Here is a 15,539-nt window from a genome sequence, read left to right as displayed (position 1 = left end):
GCAGACGCAAAAAAGCCCGGACCGCTTGCACGGGCCGGGCCAAAGAGAGAGCCCGCAAGGGGCTTCACTCGAGAGTCTTTGCGGACCTGGATTACTGCTTCACAGCTTCGATCTGCAGGACCAGGCGCACTTCCTTGGGGAAGCCATAGGGGATGCCGTAGTTCACGCCCCACTGGGTGCGGTCGATGGTGGCCTCGAAGTCGCCGCCGCAGACTTCACGCTTTTGCAGCATGGGGCTTTCGTAGCAGGTGAACTTGTTGGCCTTGACGGTGATGGGGGCGGTCTTGCCCAGCAGGGTCAGCTGGCCGGTCACTTCCTTGAGCTTGTCGCCGTCAAACACGAACTTGTCGGAGACAAATTTGGCTTCGGGGAATTTTTCCACGTTGAAGATGTCGGCGCTTTGCAGATGCTTGTTGAAGGAGGGCGTGCCGGAGTTCACCGAAGTCATGTCCAGAGTCACTTCGACCTTGCCGGTCTTGGCTGCCTTGTCGAACTGAACGTTGCCGCTTTTCTTGTCGAAGCGGGCACGGTTGGTGGAGGCGCCAAAGTGGTCGATCTCGAAAGTCGCAAACGTGTGTGTGGGGTCGATGGCGTAAGTGGCTGGTGCCGCCTGGACAGCGGTGGCAAACAGGGACGCAGCGGCCAGAGCGAACAGAGTGGAACGCATGGTGAATACTCCTTCAGGGATTGGAACTATCAAAACATGAGCTTTCAGCGCTTGCCTATCAAGCACTGGAGCCGAAAAACGCTTAAAGCTTGCCGACGCCAGTCAGAGCCAGCTTGAATTGCACATTGACCTCGTCGGCCACCATGGAGGTGTCCTTCCAGTCGCCATCGCCGATCTTGAAGTTCAGACGCTTGAGCGCCAGCGTGCCGGCGGCCGTGGTGGTGGCGCCGGACTGGGTCAGCGTCACGGGCAGGCTCACCTTCTGTGCATTGCCCTTGATGGTCAGCGTGCCGTCCACCTGGAACTTGCCACCGCCCAGAGCCTTGACGGCGCTGGAGTCAAAAGTGGCCTGAGGGAATTTGGCAACGTTGAACCAATCTGCCTTGGGCAGTTCGGCATCGGTTTCCTTGGCGCCCATGGTGGCGCTGCCGGTATCGACCGTGAAATGGATCTTGCTGCTCTCGGGTTTGGCGGCGTCGAAGGCAATCTGGGCGTCGAACTTCTTGAAGTGGCCCTTGAGCGGCACGCCCATCTGCTTGGCTTCAAAGTTGACGGCGCTCTGTGCGGGCACCAGGGCTTGAGCGGCCTGTGCGGTGTTGCCCAGGAAAGCGGCTGCAATCAGTGCAGAGGAAAAAAGGACTTTCATCAAAAACTCCTTGTGATGAACATACAAAAAACTCAAAAGCCGGTACGGCTTGAAGGAGCGAGACAGCAAGCAAGCGCCGCCGCGCAGCAAAGCGGTTGTCCCCCAGGGGGGAAGCGGCGGGGCCGCCCCGGCAACGCCGCTCAGGGGGGACTATTGGCCCGGAACCATGCGTGACAGCAGTCCGTCGCGGTCAATGACCTGATGCTTGATGACGGCAGCGATATGCATCACCACCAGGGCTGCCAGCGCATAGGCCAGATAGCCATGCCAGGGCTTGAGCGATTCGGCCAGCTCGGGGCTCTTGCTCACCAGGTCAGGCAGGGGCAATTGTCCGAACAGCACGATGGGAAATCCTGCTGCCGAGCTGTACATCCAGCCCACCAGCGGGATGGCAAAGAACAGCGCATACATCAGGTGATGCACGCCATGGTGGGCAATGCGCTGCCAGCCCGGCATGGTGCGGGTGACGGCTTCGGGCAGCTCTGGTGGTCGGTGGGTGATGCGCCAGACCAGGCGCAGCACAGACAGGATCAGAATCGTCATGCCGGCCCATTTGTGCCAGTTGAAGTACTTGAGGCGTGTGGGCGAGAAAGGCAGGCCTGTCATATAGAGGCCAAAGGCGAAGATGCCGATCAGTGCCAAGGCCAGAACCCAGTGCAGGGCGATGGCGGTACCGGTGTAGCGGGAGCTTGAGTTCATGGAAACTGCAATCAGAAAGTGCGGGTCGCGGGCGCTGGGGACCCGCTGAAATTGATATGCAGTGTATGAAGCGGCGAATGCAAAAAGGTTCAGCAGGATTGAGGGCTCGATTCAAAAAAGCTGAATGTCCGAACCAAAAAGCGCTGGCTTCAGCAAGGTCGTCGAACATTCGATGCACAGCGAAGTGGGCGCATGCCGTTTTGCATGGCAAGCACTAATAAAGGAAGTTGGTATTGATGGGTATCAATTTTCCGAGTATTTAACTTGTGAATTTAGGTGGCAACAAATCATGCAGGCTGCTGTTTCTATACTCCGCGCCTCTTAGTCTTTTCAAAGACCAAAGCGTGGCGGACGGCCAAGGCTGGCGATATGTGGGTAGAAATGCCGACAACAACTGCAGCCGTTATCACCTGCTTTTTGACTCTCGGACGCATACAACGTTCGGGAATACATAGTCATCTAGCGATGTGCCCACGCCAGTCCTTGCTGTTGCTGTGCGCATTGCAGCAAGGAGTTGGAACCGTGTCCAAACTGGACTTGAATCGGCGCAGTTTTCTGAAGGCTGCCGCCGCCATGGGCGTGATTGCGAGTGTGCGCCCGGTCAAAGACGCACTTGCGGAATTGATAACGCCCGCCAGCGGTCAGGAGACCCACTGGATCAATGGCAACACGCTCAACTACCGCCGCGACGGCATGGCCAAGGTCACCGGGCAGAAGGTCTTTGCCATCGACCTGCGCGCCAGGGACATGCAGGGCTGGCCTGCGCAGCAGTCGCATGCGCTGACCATCCATATCCCGCGCGCCGACCGCATCTACGAAGGCCTGGATCTGTCGGTGCTGGGCAGCGACTACCAGCCTGATGTGCTGATCGACGCCGAGTCCATCGCCGCCGACGGCGTTGGAATGCCCGAGCCGGGCTTCTATGGCGAGTTCTTCGTCAAAAAGGGCCAGGTCTCTCCCATGCTGGGCCACCCCGTGGCCGTGGCCATCTGGCACGACTACGAGAAGTTCCGCGTGGCCAACCAGCGCCTGCGCTTCAATGACGCGATCTTCCGCTTCGGAGCCAAGGCTGCCCAGCCGCCACGCGCGCCCTATGTGGCCGCGCGCTACGTACGCGTGCAAGGCGAGGACGGCTATGGCGAGGACAGGTTCTCGCCCATGAAGAACACCGTCATCTGGCCGCAGCTCGATGAAAAAGGCGTGCACTGGCCCGACAGCAGCCATCCCGCCTTCGGCGCGCTGATGGGCGAGTCGGCACGCATCCAGGCCGAGATGAAACAGCCCAGGGACGGCTTGCGCGCGTTTGCACGCAAGTACTACAGCCAGTCCATCGAGCATGTGGCCATGGAAATGGAAAACGGCCTGGCCTGGTATGAGCGCGATAGCGGTGCGCTGCACATGGTTGCCGCGAGCCAGGCGCCCTACGGAACGGCCGAGCATGTGATGCACATGCTCAAGGACAGCAAGCTGCCGCTGAACCAGCTCGACTACATCAGCTCCTACACCGTGGGCTACGGCCAGAAGGAGCACCATCCCTTCCCGTTCTACGTGGCACTGGCGTCGCTGTATGCCCAGGGCCGCCCGGTGCGGCTGGCGCTGGACCGCTGGAAGCACTTCCAGTTCGCTCTCAAGCGCCATCCCTTCGACGTGGAGACAGCGATCTCGGTGGACAAGGACGGCAAGTTCCATGCGCTGACCTGCCACATGGTGGGCGACGGCGGCGGCGTGACCAACTTCAGCCCCTCGGTGGGCACGGTGGCAGTGACGGCGGCGCAATCCATTTACTACTTCCCCGAGAGCGACCTGTCGACCGAGGTGTACCCCTCCATCGGCGTCACGGCCGGCTCCATGCGCGGCTACGGCACGGTGCAGTCCATGGCCTACACCGAGATGCTGGTCGACGAGATCGCCCAGGAGATCGGCCTCGATGCCATCGAGCTGCGCCGACGCAATGTGCTCAAGAGCAGCATGAAGAACACCCAGGGCGCCTCGCCCTCAGGTCATTTGCGTATCGGCGAGATCCTCGACATGGCCGCGAAGGACCCGATGTGGACCGAGCGCGCCAAGCGCAAGGCCGACTTCGAGGCAGCCAACCCCGGCCTGCGCTACGGCATAGGCTTCGGTGCCGTGCAAAAGGACTTCGGCACGGGGGCAGAAGCCTCGATCGCGCAGCTCGAGATTACGCCCGAGGGTCGCATCAAAATGCGCCACATCGCCACCGAGATCGGCACCGGCAGCACCACGGCACAGCTGGTGGCGGTCGAGCCCTTCCTGGGGCGCCCGGCGGACGACGTGGACTTCGCGGTGAACCACTGGGACAACCTGCCGCTGCACACCAAGGACGAGCCCTACACCACGCCCCAGGCCAAGGAAGACGAGCTGGCGCGGGACCCGACCTGGACACCGCGCCTGGTCTCGCCGGTATCGGCCTCGAACTCGGCCTACTACTTCCGCCACGCCACGCAACAGGCGGCGCAGTTGCTGCTCAAGCTCTGCCTGTGGCCTGCTGCCCAGTCAATCTGGTCCGCCAAGGAGGGTGGGGGGCAGATGCTGCCCAGCACCGTCACCGAAGACATGCTGGAGTGGCGCGATCGCATGCTCGTGGCCGAGGGCCTGGAGCCGTTGAGCCTGGAGCGCTTGGCCGAGCGCGCACACGAGCTGGGCATCGTGACCGGCGTCTGCGTGCACGCCTTCAATCGCTGGGCCTGGGCCAAGGCCGACTTCACGGTCGAGGGCAGGAAGTTCCAGGCCATGATCGACGCCCTGTCCGTGCAGTACGGCAAGGGAGCTAGCGAGGCCAAGAAGGCCGCGATGAAATCCGGTGGCTATGCCTTCATCGCACGCGACAAGGTCTATTACCCGCCGGTGCAGCGCACCAATGCGGGCACGGTGTACTACGCGCCCTGCGCCACCATGGTGGAGCTGTCCGTGTCCCCGGGCACGGGCAAGGTGAACCTCCTCTCGCACAAGACCTGGCTGGAATGCGGCACGCAAATCGTGCCCGAGCTGGTCTCCGGCCAGATCCAGGGCGGTGTGGCCATGGGCATTGGCCATGCGCTGTACGAAGACCTGCCGCGCCATGAGAGCGGCCCCGGCAACGGCCAGTGGAACCTGAACCGCTACCACGTGCCGCGTGCCAGCGAAGTGGCCGTGTGGAAGGCCGAGGGCGTGGTGCTGCCGCCGCTGTCGCGCACCGATCCGCCCAAGGGCATGGCCGAGGTGGTGATGATCCCGGTGGTTGCCGCCTGCGTCAACGCCATCGCCCATGCCACGGGCAAGCGCTTCCATGCGACCCCCGTGACCCCCGACAAAATCAAAGAGGCACTGTGATGCAGGACCGTATTCAATTTTCCGCCACTATCAATCGCAAACAGGTAGGCCCCGTCGACGTTCCCAAGGACTTGATGATGATCGAGTTCCTGCAGGAGTACGCGGGCATGAACGGCACGCGCCTGGGCTGCGGCCAGGGCGTGTGCCGCGCCTGCACCATCATCGTCGACGATCCGGAAAAAGGCTCGATCACCGTGCCCGCCTGTGTGACCGGCGTGACCTGGCTCAACGGCAAGACCATTCGTACCGTGGAAGGCATTGCCTCCGTGGACGACAAGGGCGTGGTCCATCCCTCGCCGGTGCAAAAGGCTTTTCTCGAGCACTACTCCTTCCAGTGCGGCTACTGCACGCCCGGTTTTGTGAACTCGGCCACCGTGCTGGTGGAAAAGCTCCAGAAGCAGCCCGTGCCAGCCGATGAGGTGGAAAAAGCCATCGAGGAACAACTGGAGCCCCATATCTGCCGCTGCACCGGCTATGTGCGCTACTACAACGCCGTGCGCGACGTGATCCTGAAGACGCCGGGCCTGACCACAGGCAAGCGCAGCAAGGAGGTCGTCAACAATGGCTAAGACCTGGATCAAAGGCCTGGGCGCAGCCGCCGTGCTGGGCGTGCTCGTAGCTGGAGGCATGTATCTGTACGGCAGCGCAAGCGGCGACGTACCCCCAGCCACGGTGGACTTTGCCAAGCTGGGTCCGCAGGAGTTCGATGCGCTGTACAAACGCGGCGAGCAGGTGTTTCGCGGCGGTGACTGTGCGGCCTGCCACAGCTCGCCTGCCACGGGCGCGGAGCTGGCGGGCGGTGTGCCCATGGTCACCCCCATGGGCACGCTTTACGGCAGCAATATCTCGCCTTCCAAGGAGCACGGCATCGGCGGCTGGACGGCCGACGATCTATACCGCGCAGTGGCTGCCGGCATGGCGCCGGGGCGCAAGAACCTCTATCCGGCCATGCCCTATGCCAGCTACCACCAGATCACGCGTGCCGATGTCGATGCGCTGTGGGTGTGGCTGATGAAGCAGCCGGCCGTGGAAGTCGCCAACAAGCCCAGCGAGATGAACTTCCCGTTCAACATCCGTCCTGCCGTGGCCATGTGGAATGCGCTCAATCGCCCCGCCGCCAAGGAGTTCGACATGTCGGTGGACGAACTGGTGCGCGGCAAGTATCTGGTGGATGTGCTGGGTCACTGTGCCGAATGCCACAGCCCGCGCACCAAGGCCACCTTCGCCATGGATGGCTCGCGCTATCTCGAGGGCAACACCATCGAAGGTTCCTACGCTCCGGCGCTGACCCCCGATGCCCTGAGTGAGCGCGGCTGGACAAAGGACGATCTGGTCAAGTTCTTCCGCACCGGCCTGTCGCCGCAAGGGGTGATGACTTTCCGCATGTCATCGGTGCTCGAGCACTCCACCTCGCGCATGGCGGAGGCCGATGTGCGCGCCATGGCCGCCTATCTGACCCAGAACCGCGAGATGCCCGGGCCGAAGGTCAAGTCTGCCGAGGGGCAGACCAGCGTCAAGGGCGAGAACCTGTACCTGGGCTTGTGCGCGGGCTGCCACGGTACGCAGGGCCAAGGTCAGCCGCATTCGTCGGTGCCCATGAGCACCAACACCACGGCCATGTTCCCCACGCCCATCAACCTGATTCGCGTGATCCGCGAAGGCGTGCACGAGCGTGACCTGGCCCATGGCGAACGCATGCAGACCATGCCCGGCTATGCCGACAAGCTCAGCAACGAGGAGATGGCCGACCTGGTCAACTACATGCGTCAGACCTGGGGCGGCCGCCCTGGCGACGTGACCGCCGCGCAGGTGGCAGAGCATGTGAAGACCATAGAGCACAGCAAGTAAGTCCAGACCTGGCTTGAGGCCACGGTCGCTCGCGGCTTGCCGCGGCGGCCGTGGCCTTTTGCTTTGCGCTCGGCGAGAGCAGGGTAGTTGGCCGCACAGCGTCCGCGCAACTCAGTGCCGCAGCAGCGGCTTGCCTGTTGCTTGTGAGTCGTGTCGGAGCGCGCCTATTCGTCCTGCGCCGGATTGTCCGGCAGCACCACCATGGCCTGGGCTGCGAGCTTCCAGGCGATGGCCGAGGCCTCCATATCGCCACGGTGCTCGGCCATCAGCGCCAGACGCTGCCAGGCGCGCGTGCGCAACTGGGGGTCTTGCAGCAGCGGTGCGGCGCGGGTCAGCAACTGCTGGGCCTTGCCCCATAGCTCACGCTGCACGCAGGCCATGCCGGCCAGGTATTGCAGGCGCGATTCGCGCGGGTTGGCATTGGCTGCGGCTTCCATGCGAGCCAGCCAGGCTCCATCCAGCTTGCCCAGGCTTGACTGCAACACTTCCACCAGCTTGGGCAGATGGGTTTCCGTGCGTGGTCCGGGCTGGGTCAGCAAATGCTCCCACACGGGCAGCAGCCAGGCGCGTGCCTGCTGGGCTTCGCCACCCAGCTCGATCAGGCGTTCCGTGGCAGGGATGGCCACTTCGGGCATGGCACGCTCGTCTTCGTCCAGCGACAGCCAGAACTGCTGCAGCGACGAAGTGTCACGTGCGTCGCGAATGCTGGCAAGCAGCAGGCCGCGCACCACGCTGGCCGAGGCCGCGGGAGAGAAGGCGCGGTGCTTGGCCAGCAGACGGGCGGTGTCGAGCGCAGCCTGCGTGTCGCCGGACAGGCGTGCGGCCTTGAGCTTGATGCGCAGGGCAATCGTGCGGCGGCCTGCGCCCAGCGGCAACTCGCCCAGGCGGCGAATCGATTCGGCGGCATCGCGGTCGTCCAGTGCCCAGCGGGCCGCGCGCATCTGGGCGCCTTCGCGAATTTCCATGTCCTGGGTGTTGCCGGGGATGGGCAGCACGTCCAGAGCCTGTTGCCAGTGCTTGTCGCGCAAGGCGGCATCCTGCAGGGCGTGGGAGGCATCGGCGGCGATCAGATGGGCCGTTGCGCTCAGGCGTTCGCCATAAGGCAGGCCGGCCTTTGCTTCGCGCAGCGATTGCTCGGTGGACAAGGCGGCCAAAGCCGATTTGCGGGCGCGCAAAAAACGGCCGGCCTGCAGATGCGAGAGCGCTTCGAGCAGGCTCTGGTTCATGCCGCGCTCTTTTTGCTGCATGCGCCAGCGGCGTGCCTGATGCGGCATCTGCAGCAGCACTGCCAGGGCACGCAGCGCGGCATAAAGCAGCACAAATGCCAGAAAGAGCAGAACCAGGGCCAGGTTCAGCGACATGTCCACCCGGTAGGGCGACCAGAACCAGGTGACCGAGCTCTGGTTATTGCCGGCAAACAGTGCCATGGCCACGGCCACGGCAAACAGACCCATCAACCACAAGGCGGCGCGCATCTCTGTGTCCTCCTCGATTAGCGGCCGGCGGCCGCTGTGGTCAGAGCGTTCAGCGTGTCTTCAAGTTCCACGCGTCCGCCCGTATGCAGATTGGCCTGAATCTGCTGCAACTGCGCCTGGGCGATCTGGGTGCGCCGCGAGCGTGCGTCAAAGTATTTGTTGAGCAAGGTGCCTGCAGCGCTCAGGTCGCGCGCGCCGATTCCCACTGGCGTGACAGCAGGGCCAGACGGGCATTGAGCAGTTGCAGCTTGAGGTTCTCGCGCAGGAAATAGCCTTGCTCGGGGGCCAGCAGGGCCACCTCGGGGTGATCGATGCGGCGCACGCGCACCAGATCGGCCGCGCCATCCTTGAAGGAGTCCCAGACCCGCTGACCCTGGCCCTGCCACCAGGCCCATTGAGTGAGGGAGAGGCTGGCGTCCTCGGGAGTGTCATGAGCGGCCGCCGTCTTGCGGGGCTGAGCATCGCGCGCACGCGGGCGACCCACATCGTTGATGAGAGCCAGGTCATCCACTTGACGGATCAGGTCCTCGATACGGCTGAGCACCCCCGTGGTGTCCGTCACGCTCATGCGCGAGAGCTTGTCCAGATCCAGATCAATGGCGCGCACGACGGGCGCCAGACGCGGCTGGGACGTGCTTTCCACGCGCTTTCTGGCTGATTTGAGGCTCGCCACCAATGGCTGCAGGCTGCCCGAGAGTTCAGCCTGTTGCTGGGCCATGCGTATCGAGGATTCGATATCGGCCACGAGGTTTTCATCGCGCGAGCGCGACATGCTTTGCATCAGTTCTTCAAGCTGGTTGCGCTGCAGACTGAGTTCTGCCACACGCGCTTCCATCACGGAGACACGTGCTGCGCTGTCGCGAGCCAGATCCTGAGCATCCTTGGCCAGGGTGCGAGCCTCCACCGACTGCGCGCCGGACTGCGCCGATTGACGCGCCAGCTGCTCCTGCATATTGCCCACGCGCTGCCACAGCATGCCGCAGGCGACCAGGGCTGCGGCAGCCACCGCTCCCAGCGTCAGCACCAGAGCCGTGGGGGCTCCACGCCCGGTCTGAACGGAGGCGGGATGGTCCTGGCTGGGCGGTGGGGCTATGGGTTGCTTGTCGGAGGTGGGGATGGCATCGGAGCTCATAGAGCCGATTCTATAGACGCAACCACATCGTCCAGACTTGGGCGACTGTGCAAAACCCGACCGAAACCTGCTGAAAGTGCTTTGCTGGCAATGCGTTCATGGGTGGTGAGCGCTAACACTGAGTGCCATTGCTGCTGAGGCAGCAGCTGTTGCAGGTTGGCAACAGCTTCCGAGCTGCTGAACAGCCACAGGCTGCCGTCGCTGGCGGCTTGCCGGGCCAGATCCAGCTGTTGCGCCGTCCATACGGGAAGCTGGCGCTCATACACGGCCAGCAGTTCCACCTCGGCTCCGGCTTCGCGCAGCCGGGTTGCCAGCCAGTCACGGCCTGCGCCTTGTGTGGACGGGATTGGCATGCCGGCATTGTCGGCGACGGGGGCGGTCGCAGGGCTGGTGCCGCGCACGATCAGCACGCGGTCGCCAGGGCGAACCTGGCCGTGGACGTTCTGCCAAAGCGCTTCGGACTCGAACTGAGTCGCGTCAGGCGAAGGACCGTCGATCTGGAGAGAGGCCAGTCCTGCTTCGAGCAGGGCGCGCTCTGTGCCCGGGCCGGGGGTCCACGCCCTGGTATCCGGCGCTAGCAACGCTTCAGCATCGAACGCTGGGGTTTGATCCTGGGCAAAAAAAATACTGCACCGCATTGCCGCTGACAAACATCACGGCCCGGTAGTGACCGGGCTTCAGCGCCAACTGGCGCGCCCTCAGCAGAGCCTGGTGTGCAGCCGGGTCTGTGCAGGGCCCTATGCCTATCAGCGGCAAGGCCTCGGCCTGCAGGCCGCGGGCGCGAAACGCATCGACCCAGGGTTTCGCATCATGCAAGGGGCGGGTGACCAGAACGCGGCGCATGGGCAGGCGCGGCTCAGTCCTGCTTGGGCGCAGCAGGCACGGCACCCGCGGCTTGCAGCTGCGCGGCCAGTTGTTCGCCCAGGGCGTTGGCGCTGGCAAAGTCCGTGACTTGGGCGCTGGCCTGCACGCGCACCAGGCCCTTGCTGCCCTCCATATCGCCCCAGGCTGCATCCATGTGCAGGATGTCGCCTTCAAAGCGGCCGTAGGCGGCCAGCGGCATGGAGCAGCTGCCGCCCATGCAGCGGCTGACGGCTCGCTCGGCAGTCACGGTCAGCCAGGTGGGCATATGGGCCAGCGGAGCCAGAGCGTCGATGATGTCCTGGCGATCCGCGCGCACCTCGATGCCCAATGCGCCCTGGCCGGCGGCGGGCAGCATCTGTGTCGGGGCGAACCTGGCGCGGATGCGCTCGCTCATCTCCAGGCGCATCAGGCCGGCGGCTGCCAGCACGATGGCGTCGTACTGACCTTCGTCGAGCTTGCGCAAGCGGGTGTTGACATTGCCGCGCAGGGCCTCGATCCTGAGATCGGGGCGCAGCGCCTGCAGCAGGGCTTGGCGACGCAGGCTGGAGGTGCCGACCACGGCCCCCTGGGGCAGCTCGTCCAGCGATGCATATCGGTTGGAGACAAAGGCGTCGCGCGGGTCTTCGCGCGTCATCACGCAGGCTAGCACAAAGCCCTCGGGCAGCTCCATGGGCACATCCTTCAGGGAATGCACGGCCAGATCGGCGCGCCCTTCCTCGAGAGCCACTTCGAGCTCCTTGACGAACAGACCCTTGCCGCCCACCTTGGACAGGGCTCGGTCCAGAATCTGGTCGCCCTTGGTCGTCATCCCCAGCAGATCGACGCTGTGGCCGCGGCCGCGCAAGATCGCCTGCACATGCTCGGCCTGCCACATGGCCAGCTGGCTCTCACGTGTGGCAATGACGATGGATGTGGGTGAGGATGCAGAAAATTTCATGACGGCGCGGTCTCAAGCGGGTAACGGGGAATGCTAGCATGGCAAGTTGCCCTACACCGTGCCCAAGGAGAATAGTTCATGCCTTCCGCCCGCCCCAAGAGCGCCGCACATACAGACAAACATGGCGACAAGCCGGTGCGCAAGACCGACAAGGATTTGCCGCTGATCGAGGACATACGGCTGCTGGGGCGCATTCTGGGCGATGTGATTCGCGAGCAGGAAGGCGGGCCGGCCTACGAGCTGGTCGAGCAGGTGCGCCAGCTATCGGTGGCCTTCAGGCGCGATGCCGACGAGGCGGCCGACAAGGCGCTCAAGAAGCTGCTCAAGGGACTGTCCAGCGATCAGACGGTGAGCGTGATTCGCGCCTTCACCTACTTCTCGCACCTGGCCAATCTGGCCGAAGACCGCCACCACATCCGCCGCCGCGCCGTGCACGAGCGCGCCGGCAATACGCAGGAAGGCAGCATCGAGGTGGCACTGGCGCGCCTGCGCTGGGCGGGCATCTCGACTGCCACCGTGGTCGATACGCTGGCCAAGAGTTTCATCTCGCCCGTGCTGACTGCCCACCCCACCGAGGTGCAGCGCCAGAGCATTCTGACGGCCGAGCGCCGCATCGCCCAGTTGCTGGCCGAGCGCGACGATATCCTGATGCGCGCCCAGCTCTACAACAGCGCCAAGGACGCGCTGACCCCACGCGAGCTGACGCGGGTGGAGGCGCAGCTGCGAGCCTGCGTGGCCCAGCTGTGGCAGACGCGGCTGCTGCGTCATTCCAAGCTGACGGTGGCCGACGAGATCGAGAACGCTCTGTCCTATTACGAGGCCACGTTCCTGCAGGAGATCCCCAAGATCTATGAGCAGCTGGAGCAGGAGCTGGGCGAGAAGCTGCCCGAGCAGAGCTTTTTGCGCATGGGCCAATGGATTGGCGGTGATCGCGACGGCAACCCCTTTGTGACGGCCGAGAGTCTGGAGCTGGCCCTGTCGCGCCAGGCCGATGTGGCACTGCGCCACTATCTGCGCGAGGTGCACTATCTGGGCGGCGAGCTGTCGCTGTCGGCCAATCTGGTGGACATCACGCCCGAGATGCAGGCACTGGCCGATGCTTCGCCCGACCACAATGTGCACCGCAGCGACGAGCCTTATCGCCGGGCGCTGACGGGCATTTATGCGCGGCTGGCCGCGACGCTCAGGCAGCTGACGGGCGGCGAGGCGGCACGCCATGCCGTGGCGCCCCAGAATGCCTATGCATCGGCCGACGCCTTTCTGGCCGATCTGCAGATCATCGACGACTCGCTGTCGCGCTATCACGGCGATGCCCTGGCGCCGCAGCGCCTGCGCCCGCTGATGCGCGCGGTGAGGGTCTTCGGCTTCTATCTGTCCACGGTGGACCTGCGCCAAAGCTCGGACAAGCATGAGGAAGTGGTGCGCGAGCTGCTTTCGGTCGCCAAGGTCGAGTTCGATTACAGCCTGCTCGAAGAAGACGCTAAATGCGCGCTGCTGGTGCGCCTGCTCGAAGACGCACGACCCTTGCGCGTGATGGGCGCCGACTACGGCGACCACACCCGCAGCGAGCTGGCCATCTTCGAGACCGCCAGACGCCTGCGCGAGCGCCTGGGCAGCGAGGCGATTCGCCACTGCATCATCAGCCACACCGAGACCGTCAGCGATCTGCTCGAGGTGCTGCTGCTGCAAAAGGAAGTGGGTTTGCTGCGCGGCACGCTGCAAGACGGTGCGCAATGTGATCTCATCGTGGTGCCGCTGTTCGAGACCATCGAGGACCTGCGCAATGCCGCGCCCATCATGCGCCGCTACTACCAGCTGCCCGGCATTGCCGAGCTGGTCCGAAAAAGCGGTGGCGAGCAGGACATCATGCTGGGCTACAGCGACAGCAACAAGGACGGCGGCATCTTCACCAGCAACTGGGAGCTGTACCGGGCCGAGATTGCGCTGGTCGATCTGTTTGACGATCTGGCCGATCACTACGGCATCCGGCTGCGCATGTTCCACGGCCGCGGCGGCACCGTGGGACGTGGCGGCGGCCCCAGCTACCAGGCCATTCTGGCGCAGCCGCCAGGCACGGTGCGCGGTCAGATCCGCTTGACCGAGCAGGGCGAGGTCATCGCCTCCAAATACGCCAACCCCGAGATCGGACGCCGCAATCTGGAGACCCTGGTGGCCGCTACGCTGGAGGCCACGCTGCTGCAGCCGACCAAGCCGGCGACCAAGGCCTTCCTGGAGGCTGCGGCGTTTCTGTCCGAAGCCAGCATGGCGGCCTATCGCGCCCTGGTCTACGAGACTCCGGGCTTTACCAATTACTTCTTCAGCAGCACGCCGATTCGCGAGATCGCCGAACTCAATATCGGCTCGCGCCCCGCATCGCGCAAGGCGACCCAGGCCATCGAGGACTTGCGCGCCATTCCCTGGGGCTTCAGCTGGGGCCAGTGCCGCCTGACGCTGCCGGGCTGGTATGGCTTCGGCTCGGCGATCCAGGCCTTCATCCACCGTCCGGGCAAGGATGCCAAGGCGCAGCTGGCGCTGCTGCAGAAGATGTATCGCCAGTGGCCGTTCTTCCGCACCTTGCTCTCGAACATGGACATGGTGCTGGCTAAGAGCGACCTGAACCTGGCCTCGCGCTACAGCGAACTGGTGACCGACACGCGCTTGCGCCGCCGCATCTTCGGCGCGATCGAGGCCGAGTGGCAGAGCACGGTGGAAGCGCTCAACCAGATCACGGGCGACAAGCAGCGCCTGGAGCACAACTCCGCGCTGGCGCGTTCCATCCGCCACCGCTTCCCCTATATCGACCCGCTGAACCACCTGCAGGTGGAGCTGGTGCGTCGCTGGCGTGCGGGACAGACCGACGACAGGGTCAAGAACGGCATCCATCTGTCCATCAACGGCATCGCCGCCGGAGTGCGCAACACGGGTTGAGGTCGCTGATGGATGCTCCTGGATTAGGAGCTTATGTCGCTAATGAATAAAGGGTTTGAAGCAGATAAATGCTTAAAACCCTTTGTTTTTTGGCGCTGTCAGCTATGGAAGTTGAAGAGCCCTCAAGCAAGCGCGCTTGCACAGCGAGCCATCCAGCAAGCGCTGTCGCAGTTTCTCGGCCATCAAGGCCGTACACGCTGAAGCCGCCGCAGCAGATCACGGAAGATAAGCAGCAACTTTAGTAGCTGCATGCGCCAACGCATAAAGGGCTTGAAGCAGATAAATACTTCAAACCCTTTGTTGCATGGCGCTAGCAGCTATGAAAGTTGAAAAGCCTTCAAGCACTCATGCTCCAAAAGCGAGACATCAAGCAAGCGCCGCCGCGCAGCGAGGATGTCGTCCCCCTCAAGGGGAAGCCGCAAAGCGGCTCAGGGGAGTCAACCCCTCAGTGAAGCATTAAGGACCCGGCGGCCTTGCTCTTGCCGGCGCGCGCGGGAGGATTGCACAGGCCGCACTGGTAGTGGCGCGCATTCTCGTAAGGCTCGGTCACGAACTGGCCCTTGCAGACCGAGCACTGGGTGCGCGTCAGCATCTGCGCATCGACGAACTTCACCAGACGCCAGGCGCGGGTAAAGGACAGCAGCACCTCGAGTTCGGCGGCCTGAATCTGTTCGGTATAGAGGCGGTAGGCCTTGGTCAGCTGCTCGGCCGAGTCCAGCTCCACGCCCTTGGACAGGTATTCGTAGATGTTGAGGAACAGCGAGCTGTGGATGTTTTCCTGCCAGGTCAGAAACCAGTCCGTGGAAAACGGCAACTGGCCCTTGGACGGAGACTTGCCCGAGATTTCCTTGTACAGCCGGATCAGGCGTTCATAAGACAGCGTGGTCTCGGACTCCAGCACCTGCATGCGGGCGCCCATCTCGATGAGCATGGCGGCGCGCTCGATTTGCTTGGATTCGTTCAGAACGCTTTTGGTGGCAGTCTTGGCGGCGGGCATCAATCTCTCCTTAAAA

11 protein-coding genes and 2 pseudogenes are annotated in these 15,539 nt (G+C 63.7%); 5 read left to right on the top strand and 8 right to left on the bottom strand.

Annotated features, from left to right (window positions below; genetic code table 11):
- Window positions 1-91: 91 nt before the first annotated feature.
- From V8Z78_RS13295 to V8Z78_RS13285, 3 genes are all read right to left on the bottom strand, one after another.
- Window positions 92-667 carry a YceI family protein gene (locus V8Z78_RS13295; protein ID WP_003069125.1) on the bottom strand — a complete coding sequence of 192 codons (576 nt, stop codon included), beginning with the start codon at window positions 665-667 and terminating at the stop codon, window positions 92-94.
- A gap of 82 nt (window positions 668-749) precedes the next feature.
- Window positions 750-1,313 carry a YceI family protein gene (locus V8Z78_RS13290; RefSeq protein ID WP_003069127.1) on the bottom strand — a complete coding sequence of 188 codons (564 nt, stop codon included), beginning with the start codon at window positions 1,311-1,313 and terminating at the stop codon, window positions 750-752.
- Window positions 1,314-1,463: 150 nt separating this feature from the next.
- Complete coding sequence (locus tag V8Z78_RS13285; protein WP_280031216.1) at window positions 1,464-2,012, bottom strand: cytochrome b; 549 nt, start codon at window positions 2,010-2,012, stop codon at window positions 1,464-1,466.
- Window positions 2,013-2,136: 124 nt separating this feature from the next.
- On the opposite strand from V8Z78_RS13285, the gene V8Z78_RS13280 reads away from it, so the two are divergent.
- The 4 genes from V8Z78_RS13280 to V8Z78_RS13265 all read left to right on the top strand — a co-directional run bounded on the left by V8Z78_RS13280 (window position 2,137) and on the right by V8Z78_RS13265 (window position 7,190).
- A complete protein-coding gene (locus V8Z78_RS13280) occupies window positions 2,137-2,337 on the top strand; it encodes a hypothetical protein (protein ID WP_123975029.1) in 201 nt (66 codons plus the stop codon).
- A gap of 197 nt (window positions 2,338-2,534) precedes the next feature.
- Complete coding sequence (locus V8Z78_RS13275) at window positions 2,535-5,342, top strand: xanthine dehydrogenase family protein molybdopterin-binding subunit (RefSeq protein ID WP_349731530.1); 2,808 nt, start codon at window positions 2,535-2,537, stop codon at window positions 5,340-5,342.
- Entirely contained in the window at window positions 5,342-5,911 is a 570-nt protein-coding gene (locus V8Z78_RS13270) for a (2Fe-2S)-binding protein (protein WP_003069132.1), read from the top strand. The genes V8Z78_RS13275 and V8Z78_RS13270 overlap by 1 nt, the downstream gene beginning before the upstream one ends.
- Complete coding sequence (locus tag V8Z78_RS13265; protein WP_280031219.1) at window positions 5,904-7,190, top strand: c-type cytochrome; 1,287 nt, start codon at window positions 5,904-5,906, stop codon at window positions 7,188-7,190. Before V8Z78_RS13270 ends, V8Z78_RS13265 begins: the two co-directional genes overlap by 8 nt.
- Window positions 7,191-7,354: 164 nt before the next feature.
- On the opposite strand, the gene V8Z78_RS13260 is transcribed toward V8Z78_RS13265, so the two are convergent.
- The 4 genes and pseudogenes from V8Z78_RS13260 to hemC form a co-directional block, all read right to left on the bottom strand.
- Window positions 7,355-8,665, bottom strand: coding sequence for a heme biosynthesis protein HemY (locus tag V8Z78_RS13260; protein WP_039049098.1), 1,311 nt, complete (start codon window positions 8,663-8,665; stop codon window positions 7,355-7,357).
- Between the two features lie 17 nt (window positions 8,666-8,682).
- Window positions 8,683-9,797 (bottom strand): annotated as a pseudogene (locus V8Z78_RS13255) (uroporphyrinogen-III C-methyltransferase).
- Window positions 9,794-10,640: pseudogene (locus V8Z78_RS13250) on the bottom strand (uroporphyrinogen-III synthase). Before V8Z78_RS13250 ends, V8Z78_RS13255 begins: the two co-directional pseudogenes overlap by 4 nt.
- A 13-nt stretch (window positions 10,641-10,653) precedes the next feature.
- Window positions 10,654-11,598 carry a hydroxymethylbilane synthase gene (gene hemC, locus V8Z78_RS13245; protein WP_280031222.1) on the bottom strand — a complete coding sequence of 315 codons (945 nt, stop codon included), beginning with the start codon at window positions 11,596-11,598 and terminating at the stop codon, window positions 10,654-10,656.
- 78 nt (window positions 11,599-11,676) lie between these two features.
- Here hemC and ppc point away from each other — a divergent pair, with 78 nt between their 5' ends.
- Entirely contained in the window at window positions 11,677-14,526 is a 2,850-nt protein-coding gene (gene ppc / locus V8Z78_RS13240; protein WP_003069143.1) for a phosphoenolpyruvate carboxylase, read from the top strand.
- 445 nt (window positions 14,527-14,971) lie between these two features.
- On the opposite strand, the gene flhC is transcribed toward ppc, so the two are convergent.
- A complete protein-coding gene (gene flhC / locus V8Z78_RS13235; RefSeq protein WP_003052834.1) occupies window positions 14,972-15,523 on the bottom strand; it encodes a flagellar transcriptional regulator FlhC in 552 nt (183 codons plus the stop codon).
- Window positions 15,524-15,539: the final 16 nt, after the last annotated feature.

This window comes from Comamonas sp. wu1-DMT, assembly GCF_040187805.1.
GTDB lineage: Bacteria > Pseudomonadota > Gammaproteobacteria > Burkholderiales > Burkholderiaceae_C > Comamonas > Comamonas thiooxydans.
This window is presented reverse-complemented; position numbering and strand designations above follow the sequence as displayed.